This window comes from Pseudomonas sp. B3(2017) (assembly GCF_002113595.1).
In the GTDB taxonomy this organism is placed as follows: Bacteria; Pseudomonadota; Gammaproteobacteria; order Pseudomonadales; family Pseudomonadaceae; genus Aquipseudomonas; species Aquipseudomonas ekonensis.
Genome location: NZ_NEIU01000001.1, coordinates 59,961 through 77,265, shown reverse-complemented (window position 1 = coordinate 77,265; position 17,305 = coordinate 59,961). Strand labels below are relative to the sequence as shown.

The 17,305-nt window shown below is 64.2% G+C and carries 15 protein-coding genes; 13 read left to right on the top strand and 2 right to left on the bottom strand.

The annotated features are described in order from the left end of the window. Position 1: 1 nt before the first annotated feature. Entirely contained in the window at positions 2 to 472 is a 471-nt protein-coding gene (gene ybaK, locus CAG33_RS00280; protein WP_085636540.1) for a Cys-tRNA(Pro) deacylase, read from the bottom strand. A 362-nt stretch (positions 473 to 834) separates the two neighbouring features. Here ybaK and CAG33_RS00275 point away from each other — a divergent pair, with 362 nt between their 5' ends. From CAG33_RS00275 to glpD, 4 genes are all read left to right on the top strand, one after another. Beyond that, the gene (locus tag CAG33_RS00275) at positions 835 to 1,686 is read left to right on the top strand and encodes an MIP/aquaporin family protein (protein ID WP_085636538.1); all 852 of its coding nucleotides are present in this window, start codon (positions 835 to 837) and stop codon (positions 1,684 to 1,686) included. A 79-nt stretch (positions 1,687 to 1,765) separates the two neighbouring features. Next, positions 1,766 to 3,268, top strand: coding sequence for a glycerol kinase GlpK (gene glpK / locus CAG33_RS00270; protein WP_085580214.1), 1,503 nt, complete (start codon positions 1,766 to 1,768; stop codon positions 3,266 to 3,268). Between the two features lie 96 nt (positions 3,269 to 3,364). Further along, positions 3,365 to 4,120: a DeoR/GlpR family transcriptional regulator gene (locus CAG33_RS00265; protein WP_085580212.1), complete on the top strand. Its 756-nt coding sequence runs from the start codon at positions 3,365 to 3,367 to the stop codon at positions 4,118 to 4,120. 315 nt (positions 4,121 to 4,435) lie between these two features. Next, positions 4,436 to 5,974, top strand: a complete 1,539-nt coding sequence (gene glpD, locus CAG33_RS00260; protein ID WP_085580210.1) for a glycerol-3-phosphate dehydrogenase — start codon at positions 4,436 to 4,438, stop codon at positions 5,972 to 5,974. A gap of 62 nt (positions 5,975 to 6,036) precedes the next feature. On the opposite strand, the gene CAG33_RS00255 is transcribed toward glpD, so the two are convergent. After that, complete coding sequence (locus CAG33_RS00255) at positions 6,037 to 6,924, bottom strand: LysR family transcriptional regulator (protein ID WP_085580208.1); 888 nt, start codon at positions 6,922 to 6,924, stop codon at positions 6,037 to 6,039. Between the two features lie 105 nt (positions 6,925 to 7,029). Here CAG33_RS00255 and CAG33_RS00250 point away from each other — a divergent pair, with 105 nt between their 5' ends. The 9 genes from CAG33_RS00250 to CAG33_RS00210 all read left to right on the top strand — a co-directional run bounded on the left by CAG33_RS00250 (position 7,030) and on the right by CAG33_RS00210 (position 17,141). Next, entirely contained in the window at positions 7,030 to 8,397 is a 1,368-nt protein-coding gene (locus tag CAG33_RS00250) for an MFS transporter (RefSeq protein ID WP_085629456.1), read from the top strand. Then, complete coding sequence (locus CAG33_RS00245; protein WP_085580204.1) at positions 8,378 to 8,794, top strand: DUF4440 domain-containing protein; 417 nt, start codon at positions 8,378 to 8,380, stop codon at positions 8,792 to 8,794. The genes CAG33_RS00250 and CAG33_RS00245 overlap by 20 nt, the downstream gene beginning before the upstream one ends. After that, complete coding sequence (locus tag CAG33_RS00240) at positions 8,791 to 9,723, top strand: PDR/VanB family oxidoreductase (RefSeq protein WP_085580202.1); 933 nt, start codon at positions 8,791 to 8,793, stop codon at positions 9,721 to 9,723. The genes CAG33_RS00245 and CAG33_RS00240 overlap by 4 nt, the downstream gene beginning before the upstream one ends. Positions 9,724 to 9,764: 41 nt before the next feature. After that, on the top strand, positions 9,765 to 11,036 hold the full coding sequence (locus CAG33_RS00235) for an aromatic ring-hydroxylating dioxygenase subunit alpha (RefSeq protein WP_256576708.1): 1,272 nt from the start codon (positions 9,765 to 9,767) through the stop codon (positions 11,034 to 11,036). Then, positions 11,020 to 11,499, top strand: a complete 480-nt coding sequence (locus CAG33_RS00230) for an aromatic-ring-hydroxylating dioxygenase subunit beta (protein WP_085636534.1) — start codon at positions 11,020 to 11,022, stop codon at positions 11,497 to 11,499. The genes CAG33_RS00235 and CAG33_RS00230 overlap by 17 nt, the downstream gene beginning before the upstream one ends. A 28-nt stretch (positions 11,500 to 11,527) precedes the next feature. Then, a complete protein-coding gene (locus tag CAG33_RS00225; RefSeq protein WP_085636532.1) occupies positions 11,528 to 13,228 on the top strand; it encodes an NAD(P)/FAD-dependent oxidoreductase in 1,701 nt (566 codons plus the stop codon). A 32-nt stretch (positions 13,229 to 13,260) separates the two neighbouring features. Beyond that, a complete protein-coding gene (locus CAG33_RS00220; protein WP_085636530.1) occupies positions 13,261 to 14,586 on the top strand; it encodes an amidase family protein in 1,326 nt (441 codons plus the stop codon). Between the two features lie 107 nt (positions 14,587 to 14,693). Beyond that, positions 14,694 to 15,962: a tryptophan permease gene (gene mtr / locus CAG33_RS00215; RefSeq protein ID WP_085636776.1), complete on the top strand. Its 1,269-nt coding sequence runs from the start codon at positions 14,694 to 14,696 to the stop codon at positions 15,960 to 15,962. A 264-nt stretch (positions 15,963 to 16,226) separates the two neighbouring features. Beyond that, the gene (locus tag CAG33_RS00210) at positions 16,227 to 17,141 is read left to right on the top strand and encodes a glutamate/aspartate ABC transporter substrate-binding protein (RefSeq protein ID WP_085580192.1); all 915 of its coding nucleotides are present in this window, start codon (positions 16,227 to 16,229) and stop codon (positions 17,139 to 17,141) included. Positions 17,142 to 17,305 lie beyond the last annotated feature (164 nt).

Sequence of the window (17,305 nt, the reverse complement as noted above, 5' to 3'; positions counted from 1 at the left end):
CTTACGCGCGGCCGATGTCGGCGAACCGACCCTGGGTGTGTTCGGCCAGCACCGTCGGCGCCAGTTCGACCTCCAGCCCACGGCGGCCAGCGCTGACATAAATGGTCGCAAAAGGTTGGGCCGAGCTGTCGATGAACGTGCGCAGGCGCTTTTTCTGCCCCAGCGGGCTGATGCCGCCGAGCAAATATCCCGTGGAGCGTTGCGCCGCCGCAGGATCGGCCATTTCGACTTTCTTCACCCCCGCCGCGTGGGCCAGCCCCTTGAGGTCGAGGCTGCCGACGACCGGCACCACCGCCACCAGCAGCTCACCCTTTTCGCTGGCCGCCAGCAGCGTCTTGAACACCTGAGCCGGATCCAGCCCCAGCTTTTCCGCGGCCTCCAGCCCGTAGGAGGCCGCCTTGGGATCATGTTCGTAACTGTGCACGCGATGTTCGGCACGAACTTTTTTCAACAAGTCCAACGCAGGGGTCATGGCAGCTCCAGGCTCGGCGGTCAGGGAAAAGCGATGCGCCGGATTCTAGGCCATCGAAGCGCAAAAGGCTCTACCACAAGCCACGATTCCTGTGGCCTGCAGACACGTTTCACGCGCAGGCGGAAAACCGCCCGCCCGATCATTCATGCGACTGATAGTTTATTTGTGACCGACGGTTCACTTTCGACCTTTGACAGCAGTGTTTCTTGTCTATATTTTTTCGAATCTGAATAATGCAGCAAATGTCTTCACCGCAGCACCCAGCAGCAGACCGGGAACAGGATGGGGATCCTGCCCCGGTGAAAATCGCGCCTTGCCCCGTCGGCAACCGCGCCAGACAACAAAAAGAACCGAGGTTTTCAATGACAACTGCGTTACGGCAACCATCACTCTCGGGCCAGTGCCTGGCCGAGTTTCTGGGTACTGCACTCCTGATCTTCTTCGGCACCGGCTGCGTCGCGGCGCTCAAGGTCGCGAGCGCCAGTTTCGGCCTGTGGGAAATCAGCATCATCTGGGGCGTCGGCGTGAGCATGGCGATCTACCTCACCGCCGGCGTGTCCGGCGCGCACCTGAACCCGGCCGTGAGCATCGCGCTGACCCTGTTCGCCGACTTCGACAAGCGCAAGCTGCCCTTCTACATCCTTGCCCAGGTCGCCGGCGCGTTCTGCGGCGCGCTGTTGGTGTACACGCTGTACAGCAACCTGTTCTTCGATTTCGAACAGACCCACCACATGGTGCGCGGCACCCCGGCCAGCCTGGAACTGGCGGGCGTGTTCTCGACCTTCCCGAACCCGGTGCTGTCGACCGCCCAGGCGTTCCTGGTCGAGGTGATCATCACCGCGATCCTGATGGGCGTGATCATGTCCCTGACCGACGACAACAACGGCCTGCCGAAAGGCCCGCTGGCGCCGCTGCTGATCGGCCTGCTGATCGCCGTGATCGGCAGCGCGATGGGCCCGCTGACCGGCTTCGCGATGAATCCGGCCCGCGACTTCGGCCCCAAGCTGATGACTTTCTTTGCCGGCTGGGGTGAAATTTCCTTCACCGGCGGACGCGACATTCCGTATTTCCTGATTCCTGTTTTCGCACCGATCGTCGGTGCCTGCCTCGGCGCCGCCGGGTACCGCGGGCTCATCGCCCGTCACCTGACCGGCGCCACACCTGCTACAAAGGATGCAGAACCGGCCATTGACGGCAAACCGAGAACCTCTTGATCCCGTCGGCGCAGGTTCCTGCCCCTTGCGAACCTGCGCCCCGGCCCACTCTCCCTTTTTATCGTCCAAGGCAATCGACATGACCGACACACAGAACAAGAACTACATCATTGCCCTCGATCAGGGTACGACCAGCTCCCGCGCGATCATCTTCGACCGCGACGCGAACGTGGTCTGCACCGCCCAGCGCGAATTCGCCCAGCATTACCCGCAAGCCGGCTGGGTCGAACACGACCCGATGGAGATCTTCGCCACCCAGAGCGCGGTGATGGTCGAAGCCCTGGCGCAGGCCGGCCTGCACCACGACCAGGTGGCCGCCATCGGCATCACCAACCAGCGCGAGACCACCGTGGTCTGGGACAAGAACACCGGCCGCCCGGTGTACAACGCCATCGTCTGGCAGTGCCGCCGCAGCACCGAGATCTGCCAGCAGCTCAAGCGCGACGGCCACGAGCAGTACATCCGCGACACCACGGGCCTGGTCACCGACCCGTACTTCTCCGGCACCAAGCTGAAGTGGATTCTGGACAATGTCGAAGGCAGCCGCGAACGCGCGCGCAACGGCGAGCTGCTGTTCGGCACCGTCGACAGCTGGCTGATCTGGAAATTCACCGGCGGCAAGGTCCACGTCACCGACTACACCAACGCCTCGCGCACCATGCTCTTCAACATCCACACCCTGGAGTGGGACTCCAAGATGCTGGAGCTGCTGGACATCCCGCGCGAGATGCTGCCGCCGGTCAAGGCCTCGTCGGAAATCTACGGCCGCACCAAGAGCGGCATCGCCATCGGCGGCATCGCCGGCGACCAGCAAGCCGCCCTGTTCGGCCAGATGTGCGTGGAGCCAGGCCAGGCGAAGAACACCTACGGCACCGGCTGCTTCCTTTTGATGAACACCGGCGACAAAGCGGTGAAGTCGCAGCACGGCATGCTCACCACCATCGCCTGCGGCCCACGCGGCGAAGTGGCCTACGCCCTGGAAGGCGCGGTGTTCAACGGCGGCTCCACCGTGCAGTGGCTGCGCGATGAGCTGAAGATCGTCAACGACGCCCACGACACCGAATACTTCGCCAACAAGGTCAAGGACAGCAACGGCGTGTACCTGGTGCCGGCCTTCACCGGCCTGGGCGCGCCGTACTGGGATCCGTATGCCCGCGGCGCCCTGTTCGGCCTGACCCGCGGCGTGCGCGTGGACCACATCATCCGCGCCGCGCTGGAGTCGATCGCCTACCAGACCCGCGACGTGCTCGACGCCATGCAGCAGGACTCCGGCGAACGCCTCAAGGCCCTGCGCGTGGACGGCGGCGCCGTGGCCAACAACTTCCTGATGCAATTCCAGGCCGACATCCTCGGCACCCAGGTGGAGCGCCCGAAAATGCGCGAGACCACCGCCCTCGGCGCCGCCTACCTGGCCGGCCTGGCGTGCGGTTTCTGGGGCAGCCTGGACGAGCTGCGCGACAAGGCGGTGATCGAACGCGAGTTCGCGCCGACCCTGGACGAAGCCGCCAAGGAAAAGCTCTACAAGGGCTGGAAAAAGGCCGTCAGCCGCACCCGCGACTGGGAGCGCGAAGACGCTGAATAAGCCAAGCTTGAGATCCCGATAGGGTCCGAACTTGGCCGGGAGGTGATTCCTGCGGCATCATGGGCAAATTTTGCACGGCAGCCCAAAGGAAGCCCCATGAATCTGCCTCCCCGTCAGCAGCAAATCCTCGAACTGGTCCGCGAACGCGGCTATGTCAGCATCGAGGAAATGGCCACGCTGTTCGTAGTCACCCCGCAGACCATCCGCCGCGACATCAACCAGCTCGCCGAAGCCAACCTGCTGCGCCGCTACCACGGCGGCGCCGCCTACGACTCCAGCGTCGAAAACACCGCCTATGCGATGCGCGCCGACCAGATGCGCGACGAAAAGCAACGCATCGGCGAAGCCATCGCCGCGCAGATCCCCGATCACGCCTCGCTGTTCATCAACATCGGCACCACCACCGAATCCATCGCCCGTGCCCTGCTCAACCACAGCCACCTGAAGATCATCACCAACAACCTGCACGTCGCCTCGATGCTCAGCGCCAAGGATGACTTCGACGTGCTGCTGACCGGCGGCAATGTGCGCCGCGACGGCGGCGTGGTCGGCCAGGCCAGCGTCGACTTCATCAACCAGTTCAAGGTGGACTTCGCCCTGGTCGGCATCAGCGGCATCGACGAGGACGGCAGCCTGCTCGACTTTGACTACCAGGAAGTGCGGGTGTCCCAGGCGATCATCGCCAATGCCCGGCAGGTGATCCTGGCGGCCGACTCCAGCAAGTTCGGGCGCAACGCCATGATCCGCCTCGGCCCGATCAGCCTGATCGATTGCCTGGTCACCGACCAGCAGCCGGTGCCGGCGCTGATGCAACTGCTGAACCAGCACAAGGTTCGCCTGGAAGTCGTCTGACCCCTTCGTTGCTCGGCGTCTTCACTGACGCCATCGCGGGCAAGCCCGCTCCCGCAGTGTCTGCTGTGTTCGTCAGCTCTGTGAACGACGAAAGCCCTGTGGGAGCGGGCTCGCCCGCGATGGCGATCTCACAGGCGCCCCCATCCGCGCTCTAACGCGCACTTCATGTTCGAATATTTTCTTTTGGCCGCCCTTCGATGAGTTTTTTCAATCGAAGGCGACTGGCTGCGCGCGACTTTATGGGCTACCATTTTCGCAAATGAACATTTATGTTCGATTTCCAAACAGAAAACTAAAAGATCCCGAGGCCCGCCGATGCCCACTTCTACCTTGCCTACGCCCCCTCTTTCCGAGGTCTACGACATCGCCGTGATCGGCGGCGGGATCAATGGCGTGGGGATCGCAGCGGATGCCGCCGGTCGCGGCCTCTCGGTGTTCCTTTGCGAAAAGGACGACCTGGCCAGCCACACCTCTTCGGCCAGCAGCAAGCTGATCCACGGCGGCCTGCGCTACCTCGAACATTACGAATTCCGCCTGGTGCGCGAAGCCCTGGCCGAACGCGAAGTGCTGCTGGCCAAGGCGCCGCACATCGTCAAGCCGATGCGCTTCGTGCTGCCGCACCGCCCGCACCTGCGTCCGGCCTGGATGATCCGCGCCGGCCTGTTCCTGTACGACCACCTCGGCAAGCGGGAAAAGCTCGCCGGCTCCAAGAGCCTGAAGTTCGGCGCCGACAGCGCGCTGAAGAGCGAAATCAGCAAGGGTTTCGAATACTCCGACTGCTGGGTCGATGACGCCCGCCTCGTCGTGCTCAACGCCATGGCCGCCCGCGAGAAAGGCGCGCACATCCACACCCAGACCCGCTGCGTCAGCGCCCGCCGCACCAAGGGCCTGTGGCACCTGCACCTGGAACGCGCCGACGGCAGCCTGTTCTCGATCACCGCCAAGGCCCTGGTGAACGCCGCCGGCCCATGGGTCGCCAAGTTCATCCGCGACGACCTGAAGATGGAATCGCCTTACGGCATCCGTCTGATCCAGGGCAGCCACATCATCGTGCCGAAGCTGTACGAAGGCGATCACGCGCACATCCTGCAGAACGAGGACCAGCGCATCGTCTTCACCATTCCGTACCTCAACGGCCTGACCCTGATCGGCACCACCGACCGCGAATACACCGGCGACCCGGCGCAGGTGGCGATCACCGACGGCGAAACCGATTACCTGCTCAAAGTGGTCAACGCCCACTTCAAGAAGCAGATCGGTCGCGAAGACATCCTGCACACGTATTCGGGCGTACGTCCGCTGTGCAACGACGAGTCCGACAACCCGTCGGCCGTGACCCGCGACTACACCCTGGCGCTGTCCGGCGGCAGCGAAGAGGCGCCGCTGCTGTCGGTGTTCGGCGGCAAGCTGACCACCTACCGCAAGCTGGCCGAGTCGGCGATGGCGCAACTGATGCCGTACTTCACCCAGATGCGCCCGAGCTGGACCGCCGGCGCCACCCTGCCGGGCGGCGAAGACATGACCACCCCGCAGGCGCTGTGCGCGCTGATCCGCGACAAGTACGACTGGGTGCCGACCGAGATCGCCCGTCGCTGGGCCACCACCTACGGCAGCCGCACCTGGCGCATGCTCGAAGGCGTGGAGACCCTGACCGACATGGGCGAGCACCTGGGCGGCGGGCTCTACACCCGCGAAGTCGATTACCTGTGCAGCGAAGAGTGGGCCACCAGCGCCCAGGACATCCTGTGGCGCCGCAGCAAGCTGGGCCTGTTCACCACCGCCGACGAGCAGCAGAAGCTGGCGGCCTACCTGAACAAGGTCGAGCAGAACCGCAGCAAGACCGAAGCGGCCTGATCCGGGCAGCGCTCAAACGAAAGCCCCTGAATCGCAGGATTCAGGGGCTTTTTTGTGCCTCGTCAGTCAGCCAGGTGCAGCAGCAGGAAATCGATGAACGCCCGGGACTTGTGCGGCAGGTGCGCGGTGTTGGGGAACACCACGTTGATCGACTGCGACGGCAGCGCATGATCCGGCAACAAACGGACCAGGCGACCGCTGGCGATGTCGTCCTCGACCACCCAGCCCGGCAGCACCGACACGCCGAGCGACGACAAGGTCATCGAGCGGATCGCCGTGGAGGAGTTGGATTCGAAATGGCTGGTGCCGTGAATCTCGCTGCCGATGCCTTGGGCATCGCGCAACAGCCATTGGGTCGGCGCCTGCAGATTGCTGTTGGCGATCCACGGCACACCGTTCAGATCCTGGGGCTGCGCCACAGGATGACGCTCCAGGAACGCGGGCGTGGCGACCAGCACGATGTCGTAGTCTGCCAGCTTGCGGCTCTTGAACGCCGAGTCGGCCAGGTTGCCGAGGCGTATCACCAGATCAAGTTTTTCGGCCACCAGATCATTCAACGAAGAGTTGAAGTTATAGCTCAGGCGCACTTCCGGATAACGTTCTATAAACAAGGGAATCAACGGCAATATATAGCGCTCGCCATATTCGCTGGTCGAACTGATTCGTAACTTTCCGGACACCCGGTTATTGCCCTTCAATACATTGTCAAAGGCATTGTCGATATCCGCGACAATGCCTTTGAACTCTTCATAGAAGTCTTGGCCTATTTCAGTCAGCGATATGCTGCGGGTGTTGCGGATCAGCAGGGTCGCCGAAAGAACTTCCTCCAGCGCCTTGACATGCAGGCTGGCCATGGCTTTGCTGATACTCAGGTAATTCGCGGCCTTGGTGTAGGAGCCGAAATCGACCACCGCGAGAAATGTCTGAACCCGATTAAGATGAGAATGCATGGCGGTAGAGTTCACTGTTCAATCCTTTCAAACATTGTTTTAAGCATAGTCGTATCGACACCCCAAGTCCATCGCCCCTATGCTTGACGGGAAAGAGGAAACAACATGAACTATCGCTACAAAATCGCGCTGATCTTTCTGATCGGCTTTTTTATTGACTGCATAAACATATTCATGTCGGCCGTGGCCTTGCCGAGCATATCGGCAACTTTGCAGGTCAGCAGTTCTTCCGTGGCCTGGGTGGCGAACGCCTACATACTGGGCCTGACCCTGATCATTCCCGTCAGCACCTGGCTGGCCGGCCGCTTCGGCAGCCGCGAGATCCTCACCCTCTCGATGCTGGTGTTCACCGGTTCCGTGTGGATGTGCGGCCTGGCCGACAGCTTCCATGAACTGGTGATCTGGCGCTTCGTCCAGGGCATCGGCGGCGGCCTGCTGATTCCGGTGGGCCAGGCGTTGACCTTCAACCTGTTCCAGGGCGAACAGCGGGCCAAGATCTCGACGATGGTGATGGCCGTGGCCCTGATCGCCCCGGCGATTTCGCCCACCGTCGGCGGCATCATCGTCGACACCAGTTCATGGCGCTGGGTGTTCTACAGCAACATCCCGTTCTCGCTGATCGCCGCCGGCCTGTCGTGGTTCTGGATCCGGGAGACCAAACCGACCAGCCTGGCCCGCCCCGACATCGTCGGCCTGCTGCTGGTCAGCGCCGCCCTCGGCAGCCTGCTGATGGGCATGTCGCTGTACGGCGGCGACTACCCGGCCGCCACCGCCCTCGCTTGCCTGGCGGCGGGCCTGATGTTCGTCGCGCTGTACCTGCTGCACTACCGCCGCACCCGCGACGCGATCATCGACCTGAGCCTGCTGCGCAGCAAAAAGCTCAGCACCTCGATCTTCATCTATTACGCGATTCCCGGCGTGTTCACCGGGGTCAACCTGATGAGCATCTTCTTCCTGCAGAACACCCTGCATTTCAGCGCCCGCCTGACCGGGATGTTCATGATCCTCTACGCCGCCGGCGCGTTCATCGCGATGACGGTCTGCGGCCGGGTCTACAACCGGGTCGGCGCCAAGCGCCTGTTCACCCTCGGCATGCTCCTGCACAGCGCCGGCATCGCCACCCTGATGCTGGTGGACGCGCCGACGGACACCTGGGTGATCGTGATCGCCTACTGCCTGATGGGCACCGGCGGCGGCATCGGCGCCAACACCGCGCAGACCACGTCGCTGATGGACTTCAAGGGCGGCGACACGCACAAGGCCAGCGTGATCTGGAACATCAACCGGCAGATGTCCTTCAGCGTCGGCGCGGCCCTGTTCCTGATGATCTACAACCTGCTGCTCAAACAGCTCGACTCCACCCCGGCCTATCACGCGACCTTCGCGATCGCCGCGCTGGCCGGGCTGTTCCCACTGTTCCACATGAGCCAACTGAACCCTCCAAAGGAATGCCATGAACAACAACCCGGTTGAACAAGCGCGCCACAGCGTCCATCACGTGCATGAGCTGATCCACCGCGTCTTCACCGATGCCGACGGCACCGGCGAAGCCGCCATCGCCCCGCTGATGGATGTCTTCACCGAAGACTTCAGCATGGTCACCACCTCCGCCGCCGTGGTCGGCCGGGCCCAGGTCGAACAACTGTTCAAGGGCGCGGTCGGCGCCCGTCCGGGCCTGGAGATCGTCATCAGCGACCTGCACACCGTCTGGCGCGAAGGCGCGACCGTGGCCCTGCGCTACAAGGAAACGCATCACCAGAACCAGCGCGAGACCTCGCGCATTTCCGTGGCGATCCTGCGCGTGCACCACCACAGCACCCAATGGCTGTACCTGCACGAAACGCCTTTGCCCCAGGAAACCCCGGCATGAAGTTCACCGTCACCCACTGCCGGATGCTGTCGGCGTCCATCAAGGAAATCACCGTCAGCGGCCCGGCGGCCCCCGCCGCCTCGGCCCATGCCGGTGCCCATTTCAAATGGCGGATGCCTGAATCCGGCGACTGGCGCCACTACTCGACGGTGGAGCTGGACGAGGCCGCCGAAGGGCGTTTCACCTTTGCCGTCCGCCTCTCGGACGACTCGCCCAGCAGCCGCTACATCCGCTCGCTGAAGGTCGACGACACCGTCGAGCTCGACGGCCCGTTCAACACCTTCGACTACCCGCTCAGCGTCGAGGCCGGCCGGGACATCGCCATCGCCGGCGGCATCGGCATCACGCCGCTGACCGGCATCCTGCGCCACCTGACGGCGCTGGAGCGCACTGCGCACCTGCACTACTTCGCCCGCAGCGCCGAGGACGCGGCCTACGCCGACGACCTGCGCACGCTGCTGCAGGATCGGATGAACCTGCACCTGTCCGGCCAGCGTCCGGCGCTCGGCCAAGTGCTCGCCGACCTCACCCCCGAGGACCGCCTGTACGTCTGCGGCCCGGCCGCGATGCTCAGCGAAATCCTGAGCCACGCCCAAAGCGCCGGCCTGCCCCGCGAGCGCATCCACCTGGAAGTGTTCAACCTCGCCAAGGACGACGGTGCGCAAGGCTTCACGGTCGAGGCCGCCGAGTCCGGCGTGAGCCTTGAGGTAGGCCCCGGCCAGACCCTGCTCGAAGCCCTGGAGGCCGCCGGCCTCGATCCGATCTACGACTGCCGCCGGGGCGAGTGCGGCGTCTGCGCGCTGGACGTGCTCGAAGGCGACGTCGATCACCGCGATTTCATCATGAGCGAACAAGAAGCGGCCTGCAGCGCACGGATGTATCCCTGCGTCTCCCGGGCGAAGAGCTCCCGCCTGAAGCTGGCGATCTGAAGAGGACACCCCCGTTGGACAACTATTTCAATGGCAGAGAAGTGCACAAGTCTCTGTTCCTTGATCAGCGACTTTTCGAACAGGAACAGCAGCGGGTGTTTGCCGCCAGCTGGTGCTACCTGGGCCACGACAGCCTGATCCCCGAGGCCGGCGACTACTTCACCGCCACCCTCGCCGCCCAGCCGTTGGCCATGGTGCGCCAGAAGAACGGCGACATCGTGGTGCTGCACAATCGCTGCCCGCACAAGGGCGTGAAGGTGCTGGCCGAAGCCCGCGGCAACGTCGGCCGCTTCATGCGCTGCCCGTACCACGCCTGGACGTTCAAGACCGACGGCGAGCTGATGAGCATCCCGGTGAAGAAGGAATACGACGACTGCGACCTGAGCAGTTGTTCGGCCGGCAAAGGCATGCGCCAGGTGGCGGCGGTACGCAACTACCGTGGTTTCGTGTTTGTGCGCCTGAACGAGACCGGCATCGGCTTCGAGGAATTCTTCGGCCAGTCGCTGTCGACCCTAGACAACATGGTCATGCGCTCGCCCAAGGGCGAACTGCGCGTGGTCGGCCAGCCGCTGCTGCACCGCCACCGCTGCAACTGGAAGATGGTGGTCGACAACCAGACCGACACCTGCCACCCGATGATCGCCCACGAATCCTCGGCCGGCGAAGCCATCCGCCTGTGGAAGGAAACCGGCGACCAGAACCTTCCGGTGCCGATGGCGGTGGAACTGTTCTCGCCGTTCATGGGCTCCTATGAATTCTTCGCCGGCATGGGCATCCGCGTCTGGCCCAACGGCCACGGGCACACCGGGGTCAGCAACTCGATCCACAAAGCCTACACCAGCATTCCCGGCTACTGGGACCTGATGGTCGAGAGCTACGGCGAAGAACAGGCCCAGGCGATCCTCGACGACACCCGGCACAACACCGTCTATTTCCCCAACCTGATGGTCAAGGGCCCGATCCAGACCCTGCGGGTGATCCGCCCGGTCAGCGCGACGGAGACCATCGTCGAGTCGTGGATCTTCGAACTGCAAGGCGCCCCGGTGCAGTTGCTCGAACGGACCGTGCAGTACAACAACCTGATCAACTCACCGTGCTCGATGGTCGCCCACGACGACGTGGAGATGTACGAGCGCGCCACCGAGGGCCTGCGCAGCGACGCCAACGAATGGGTCAACGTCGCCCGCCTGTTCGCGCCGGGCGAGGCCCACGACGAGACCCGCGTGGTGTCCGGCACCAGCGAACGGGCGATGCGCAACTTCTACGACCACTGGCAAAACCTGATGCGGGACGACCATGCACGAACCCACTGAACGGGCCGTCGAGCGCTTGCTCGAGACCGAAATGCACCTGCTCGACCAACAGGACTTCGACGCCTGGCAAAAGCTGCTGAGCGACGACTACACCTACTGGATCCCCATGACCCGTGAGCAGCGGAGCCCGCTGCACGAGTCCTCGCTGGTGTACGAAGACCGCTTCCTGACCACCCTGCGCATCAACCGCCTGGCCAATGCCCGCAACTTTTCCCAGCAGCCGAAAAGCCGCTGCCTGCACATCGCCCAGCGGCCACGGATCACCGTCGAGGAGCCGTCCTACAGCGCGACCGCCAGCAGCAACCTGATGTACTGCGAGGCCCGCGGCGATCAGGAATGGCACTACCCCGTCACCGTCGAGCACCGGCTGATCCACCTCGACGGCCAGTGGAAGATCCAGGGCAAAAAGATCCTGCTGCTCAACCCCGCCCGCGCCCTCGAAAGCCTGCAACTCATCATCTGACCGACCGAGAATTCCCCCTGTGACTCCCATGAACAACGACTCCAGCCAGGGCGCCGCGTGCCTGTCTTTCCCCTACGTCGACCTGCTGTACGACTACGGCCAGTTCCTGCGCAACGCCGACAAGGCCATCGGGCATCTGCCGCCTGAAAGCGCCGACAAGCACATCGGCATCATCGGCGCCGGCCTGACCGGGCTGGTGGCCGCCTATGAACTGCTGCGCGCCGGCGCCCGCCGCGTGACCCTGTTCGAAGCCGAACCGAGCCACATCGGCGGCCGCCTGCTGACCCAGTGCTTCGACGAAGAGCAACCGCAGTTCATCGCCGAGATGGGCGCCATGCGCTTCCCGCCGAGCGAGGTGGGGCTGTTCCATTACCTCAACCGCTTCGGCATCCACACCACCAACACCTTTCCCGACCCGGGCGTGGTCGACACCGAACTGCACTACCGCGGCGAAACCCACCACTGGCCGGCGATGCAGCCGCCGCCGGCGCTGTTCCGCACCGTGCACCAGGGCTGGAGCGCGTTCCTGAGCGAGGGCGCGACCCTGGACGACGGCACCCGCCTGGCCCCGCCCCTGCTGCTGACCGAACTGCTCAAGCAGCACAACTACTGCGAAGTGCAGCCGGAATGGCAACGCTACCTGGACTGCTTCGGCGACAGCTCGTTCTACTCGGCGATGGTGCGCATCTTCACCGGCAAGAACCCGCCGGGCGGCAAGGCCTGGCGCAAGCCGGAGGACTTCCACCTGTTCGGTTCCCTGGGGATCGGTTCCGGCGGCTTCCAGTCGGTGTACCGGGCGTCCTTCACCGAGATCCTGCGCCTGGTGGTCAACGGGCTGGAGGTCAACCAACGGCTGGTGCCCAACGGCATCTCGACGCTGGCGGAACTGATCGCCGACACCTCGTTCAACGGCATGCAGCTGCGCGACATGATCTGCCGCACCCGCATCGAATCGATCGACAAGGATGCGGACGGCCAGATCCTGCTGGCCGGCAGCAACGGCGAGACCTACGCCTGCGACCGAGTGATCACCACCGCCACGACCCGCGCCCTGCAGGTCAACCTCAAGCTCACCCAGGACCAGACGTTCGTGAACCGCGACGTGGCCCGGGCGATCAACGAAACCCACATGGTCGGCTCGTCGAAACTGTTCATCCTCACCAAGGACAAGTTCTGGCTCAAGCATGGCCTGGCGCACAACATCCAGACCGACACCCTGGTCAAGGGCGTGTACTGCCTGGACTACGCCCCGCAGGATCCGGATTCCTGGGGCGTGGTGCTGATCAGCTACACGTGGGAGGACGACTCGCACAAGATGGTCTCGATGACCGACAAGGTGCAGCGCTGCCTGCGCCTGGTGGACGAGCTGGCGATGAGCGCGCCGGAGTTCGCCCGCCACCTGGTGCCGCTCGACGGCGACTACGGGCGCTACGTGCTCGAATACGATTGGCTGACCGACAAGCACGCCCTGGGCGCGTTCAAGCTGAACTTCCCCGGCGACGACATCTATTCCGAGCGCCTGTTCTACCAGTTCCGCACCGCCCTCGACGCCAGCCAAGACACCGGCCTGTACCTGGCCGGCTGCGGCGCCTCGTTCACCGGCGGTTGGGCCGAAGGCTCGATCCAGACCGCCCTGAACACGGCCTGCGCGGTGATCAGCAGCCTGGGCGGCGACCTGATCGACGGCAATCCCCTGGACGGCCTGATGCCCCAGTACCGCTATTGCTGACCGGGCCCCTCTCCCTTTCGCCGAGACTTTCCATGAACAGTCGCTTATCCATTGAACACCTCGTCGCCGGTTTCCGCGCCGGCGACCTCTGCCCCGACGCCTGGCGGCAGGACCTGCGCGAACGGCACCAGGACGCGCAGCACCTGAACAGCTTCATCACCTTCGACCCGGCATCGCCTGCGGCGGACCGCAGCGCACCGCTCTACGGGCTGCCGGTGTCCTTCAAGGACAACATCAATGTCCGTGGCCTGCCGACCACCGCCGGCACGCCGGGCCTGAATGGTTACGTGCCGCAGGCGGACGCGGGCATCGTGGCGGATCTGCGCCGGTTGGGTGCGCAGGTCGTGGGCAAGAACAACATGCACGAACTGTCGTTCGGCGTGACCTCGGCCAACCACGCCCATGGCGCGGTGGCCAACCCGGCCGACGAGCGCCGCAGCGCCGGCGGCAGCAGCGGCGGTTGCGCCGCTGCCGTGGCCGCCGGGCTGGTGCCGTGCGCGGTGGGCACCGACACCGGCGGTTCGGTGCGCATCCCGGCGGCCTTCTGCGGGATCGTCGGCCTGCGGCCCACCACCGGCGCCTACCCGGTGGACGGCATCGTGCCGGTCTCCCAGACCAAGGACACCCCGGGCCTGCTGACCCGCACCGTGGAAGACTGCCAGTTCGTCCACCATCACCTGACCGGCCGCGGCCCTGCCCCACAGCCGGAAAACCGGCCGCTGCGCATCGGCATTCCGGAACGTTTCTTCTGGTCGGACCTGGATGACAACGTGCGCCGCGACTGCCGGCGCGCGATCGACGCGCTGGCCGACCGGGGCGCGGAGATCGTGCCGGTCAACGACGCGGCCCTCGGCGAGATCAACGAGTGCATCCAGTTTCCGTTGCCGATCTATGAGTTCTTCATCGACTTCCCGCGTTTCCTGATGAAGGAAGGGCGCGGCGGGGCGTTCCTCGACATCCTCGCGCAGATCGCCGACCCGGCCATCCGCAGGACCCTCACCGCCCAGCTGGAAAGCCCGGCGATCTCCTACACCGACTACGTGCAGGCATTGATGGGCAAAGTGCGGCTGGAGCAGGAATACCGTGCGCTGTTCGCCGGGAAACAGCTAGACCTGATCGCCTACCCGACGGTGGCGTGCAGTGCGCCGCTGTTGGGCGATTGCGCGGACGAAAGCCATTTCGAGCGGTTCGTGCGCAACACCGACCCGGCCAGCAACCTGGCGGCGCCGAGCATCAGCGTGCCGGTGGCGGCCGAAGGGGCGCTGCCGGTGGGCCTGTCGTTCGATGCGTTGCCGGGGCAGGACGAGGTGCTGCTGGCGCACGTACGCCGGCTGTCGCCCTGGCTGGGCATCAGCTGAACCCAGCCCCTGTGGGAGCGGGCTTGCCCGCGAAAGCGGTGCATCGGCCATCAGGGATGTCACTGATGCACCGCACCCTCCATAACAATACCTATGCAGGCCCCGCCATGCGTGCCACATCACTTGCTTCATCCGCTTCACCCGCCGCACTCGAACGTTCGCCCTCGGTGCTCGGCGGCGCCATGATCATCGGCGGCACCATCGTCGGCGCCGGCATGTTCTCCTTGCCGGTGGTCATGTCCGGGCTGTGGTTCCACGGCTCGGTCGCGGTGCTGCTGTTCGCCTGGTTCTGCACCCTGCACTCGGGCCTGATGATCCTGGAGGCCAACCTCAACTACCACGAAGGCGCCAGCTTCTCGACCATCACCCGGGACCTGCTCGGCCGCACCTGGAACCGACTCAACGGCCTGAGCATCGTGTTCGTGCTCTACACCCTGACCTACGCCTACATTTCGGCCAGCGGTTCGGTGATCCACCACACCGCGCAATCGATGGGCGTCGAGCTGTCCGCACGGGTCGCCGGCCTGGGGTTCACCGTGCTGGTGGCCTTCACCGTCTGGCTCAGCACCTCGGCGGTGAGCCGCATGACCACCCTGGTGTTCGGCGCCAAGATCCTCGCGTTCTTCCTGACCTTCGGCGGCCTGCTCGGCCATGTGCAGCCCGTCACGCTGCTCGACTCGGACGCCGGCGACCACCGCTACTGGCCGTACCTCTTGGTGACGCTGCCCTTCTGCCTGACCTCGTTCGGTTTCCACGGCAACGTGCCCAGCCTGATGAAGCACTACGGCAAGGACCCGCGGCGCATCCGCGCCTGCCTGGTGGGCGGCACCCTGATCGCGCTGGGCCTGTACCTGGTGTGGATGCTGTGCAGCATGGGCAACATCCCCCGCGAAGCGTTCAAGGACATCGCCCGGCAAGGCGGCAACATCGACGTGCTGATCAGTGCGCTGGGCTCGCGGCTCGACAGCGCGAACGTCGACCTGCTGCTGACGTTCTTCTCCAACTTCGCCGTGGCCTGTTCGTTCCTCGGCGTGACCTTGGGCCTGTTCGACTACCTGGCCGACGTGCTGAAGTTCGACGACCGCCCCGCCGGCCGCCTGAAGACCGCCGCCGTCACCTTCCTGCCACCGATGCTGTGCGGGTTCCTGTGGCCGGAGGGCTTTCTCCACGCCATCGGCTTCGCCGGCCTCGCCGCCACCGTCTGGGCGGTCATCACCCCGGCGCTGCTGGCACGTGCTTCGCGCATCCGCTTCGACAGCCCGCGCTACCGGGTATGGGGCGGCACGCCGATGATCGCGTTGGTGCTGCTGTTCGGGGTGGCCTGCGCGGTGTCGCACCTGCTGTACACCCTGGATCTGTTGCCGGTGTGGCGCTGACCCTCTGCCATTCGGTTTTCCGAACGCGACCCGACGGTCGGTTCGGTTAACCGGATCAGAAAGGCAAAAAAACGCCATCACAAAAAGTTAATCCCCAATCAAATCAATGAGTTGAACCAGCGCAACTGGTCTGGCACGACTCATGCTCTACACTCTTCCGACGAATGCCTGCCGTGCCGACACGACAGGAGCCGTCAGGCATTCGAAGCACAAAAGGGCCCGCTCAACCGGCTCCATAAAAAAAACAATGTCGAGGAAAATTTGATGCGCATCGTTCCCCATATCCTGGGCGCAGCCATTGCTGCCGCTCTGATCAGCACACCAGTTTTCGCCGCCGAGCTCACCGGCACCCTGAAGAAGATCAAAGAGTCGAACACCGTCACTCTGGGTCACCGCGACGCCTCCATTCCGTTTTCCTACATCGCCGACGCCTCCGGCAAACCGGTCGGCTACTCCCATGACATCCAGCTGGCCATCGTCGAAGCCCTGAAGAAGGACCTGGACGCGCCGAACCTGCAGGTCAAGTACAACCTGGTGACCTCGCAGACCCGCATCCCGCTGGTGCAGAACGGCACCGTGGACGTCGAGTGCGGCTCCACCACCAACAACGTCGAGCGCCAGCAGCAGGTCGACTTCTCCGTCGGCATCTTCGAGATCGGCACCCGTCTGCTGTCCAAGGCCGGCTCCCAGTACAAGGACTTCCCGGACCTGGCCGGCAAGAACGTCGTGACCACCGCCGGCACCACCTCCGAGCGCATCCTCAAGGCGATGAACGCCGACAAGCAGATGAAGATGAACGTCATCTCGGCCAAGGACCACGGCGAATCCTTCCAGATGCTGGAGTCGGGCCGCGCCGTCGCGTTCATGATGGACGACGCCCTGCTGGCCGGCGAAGCCGCCAAGGCCAAGAAGGCTTCCGACTGGGCCGTGACCGGCACGCCGCAGTCCTACGAGATCTACGGCTGCATGGTCCGCAAGGACGACGCGCCGTTCAAGAAGGCCGTGGATGACGCCATCGTCGCCCTGTACAAGTCCGGCGAGATCAACAAGATCTACGACAAATGGTTCCAGTCGCCGATCCCGCCAAAAGGCCTGAACCTGAACTTCCCGATGAGCGACGAACTCAAGGCCCTGATCGCCAACCCGACCGACAAAGCGGCTGACGACAAGAAGTCCTGATTTCTGACTAACCTTATCCCCTGAAAGGGCCACGGCCCTTTCAGGGGATGGTCACTCCCTGCTGGCACATTTTTGGAACACTCGAACCGGTGGCTGTCGAGCCGATCGTGTGTGCCCGACGTTCGGTCGGGGCGGGAACGGAGTTTCCCCAGGCGGGCACTTGT

Bases quoted from the DNA above. Each gene is read 5' to 3' on its own strand.
- CAG33_RS00250 (WP_085629456.1), top strand. From the start codon at position 7,030: ATGAACTATCGCTACAAAATCGCGCTGATCTTTCTGATCGGCTTTTTT.
- CAG33_RS00255 (WP_085580208.1), bottom strand. From the start codon at position 6,924: ATGCATTCTCATCTTAATCGGGTTCAGACATTTCTCGCGGTGGTCGAT.
- ybaK (WP_085636540.1), bottom strand. From the start codon at position 472: ATGACCCCTGCGTTGGACTTGTTGAAAAAAGTTCGTGCCGAACATCGC.
- glpD (WP_085580210.1), top strand. From the start codon at position 4,436: ATGCCCACTTCTACCTTGCCTACGCCCCCTCTTTCCGAGGTCTACGAC.
- mtr (WP_085636776.1), top strand. From the start codon at position 14,694: ATGCGTGCCACATCACTTGCTTCATCCGCTTCACCCGCCGCACTCGAA.
- CAG33_RS00210 (WP_085580192.1), top strand. From the start codon at position 16,227: ATGCGCATCGTTCCCCATATCCTGGGCGCAGCCATTGCTGCCGCTCTG.
- CAG33_RS00245 (WP_085580204.1), top strand. From the start codon at position 8,378: ATGAACAACAACCCGGTTGAACAAGCGCGCCACAGCGTCCATCACGTG.
- CAG33_RS00225 (WP_085636532.1), top strand. From the start codon at position 11,528: ATGAACAACGACTCCAGCCAGGGCGCCGCGTGCCTGTCTTTCCCCTAC.
- CAG33_RS00275 (WP_085636538.1), top strand. From the start codon at position 835: ATGACAACTGCGTTACGGCAACCATCACTCTCGGGCCAGTGCCTGGCC.
- CAG33_RS00230 (WP_085636534.1), top strand. From the start codon at position 11,020: ATGCACGAACCCACTGAACGGGCCGTCGAGCGCTTGCTCGAGACCGAA.
- CAG33_RS00220 (WP_085636530.1), top strand. From the start codon at position 13,261: ATGAACAGTCGCTTATCCATTGAACACCTCGTCGCCGGTTTCCGCGCC.
- CAG33_RS00240 (WP_085580202.1), top strand. From the start codon at position 8,791: ATGAAGTTCACCGTCACCCACTGCCGGATGCTGTCGGCGTCCATCAAG.
- glpK (WP_085580214.1), top strand. From the start codon at position 1,766: ATGACCGACACACAGAACAAGAACTACATCATTGCCCTCGATCAGGGT.
- CAG33_RS00265 (WP_085580212.1), top strand. From the start codon at position 3,365: ATGAATCTGCCTCCCCGTCAGCAGCAAATCCTCGAACTGGTCCGCGAA.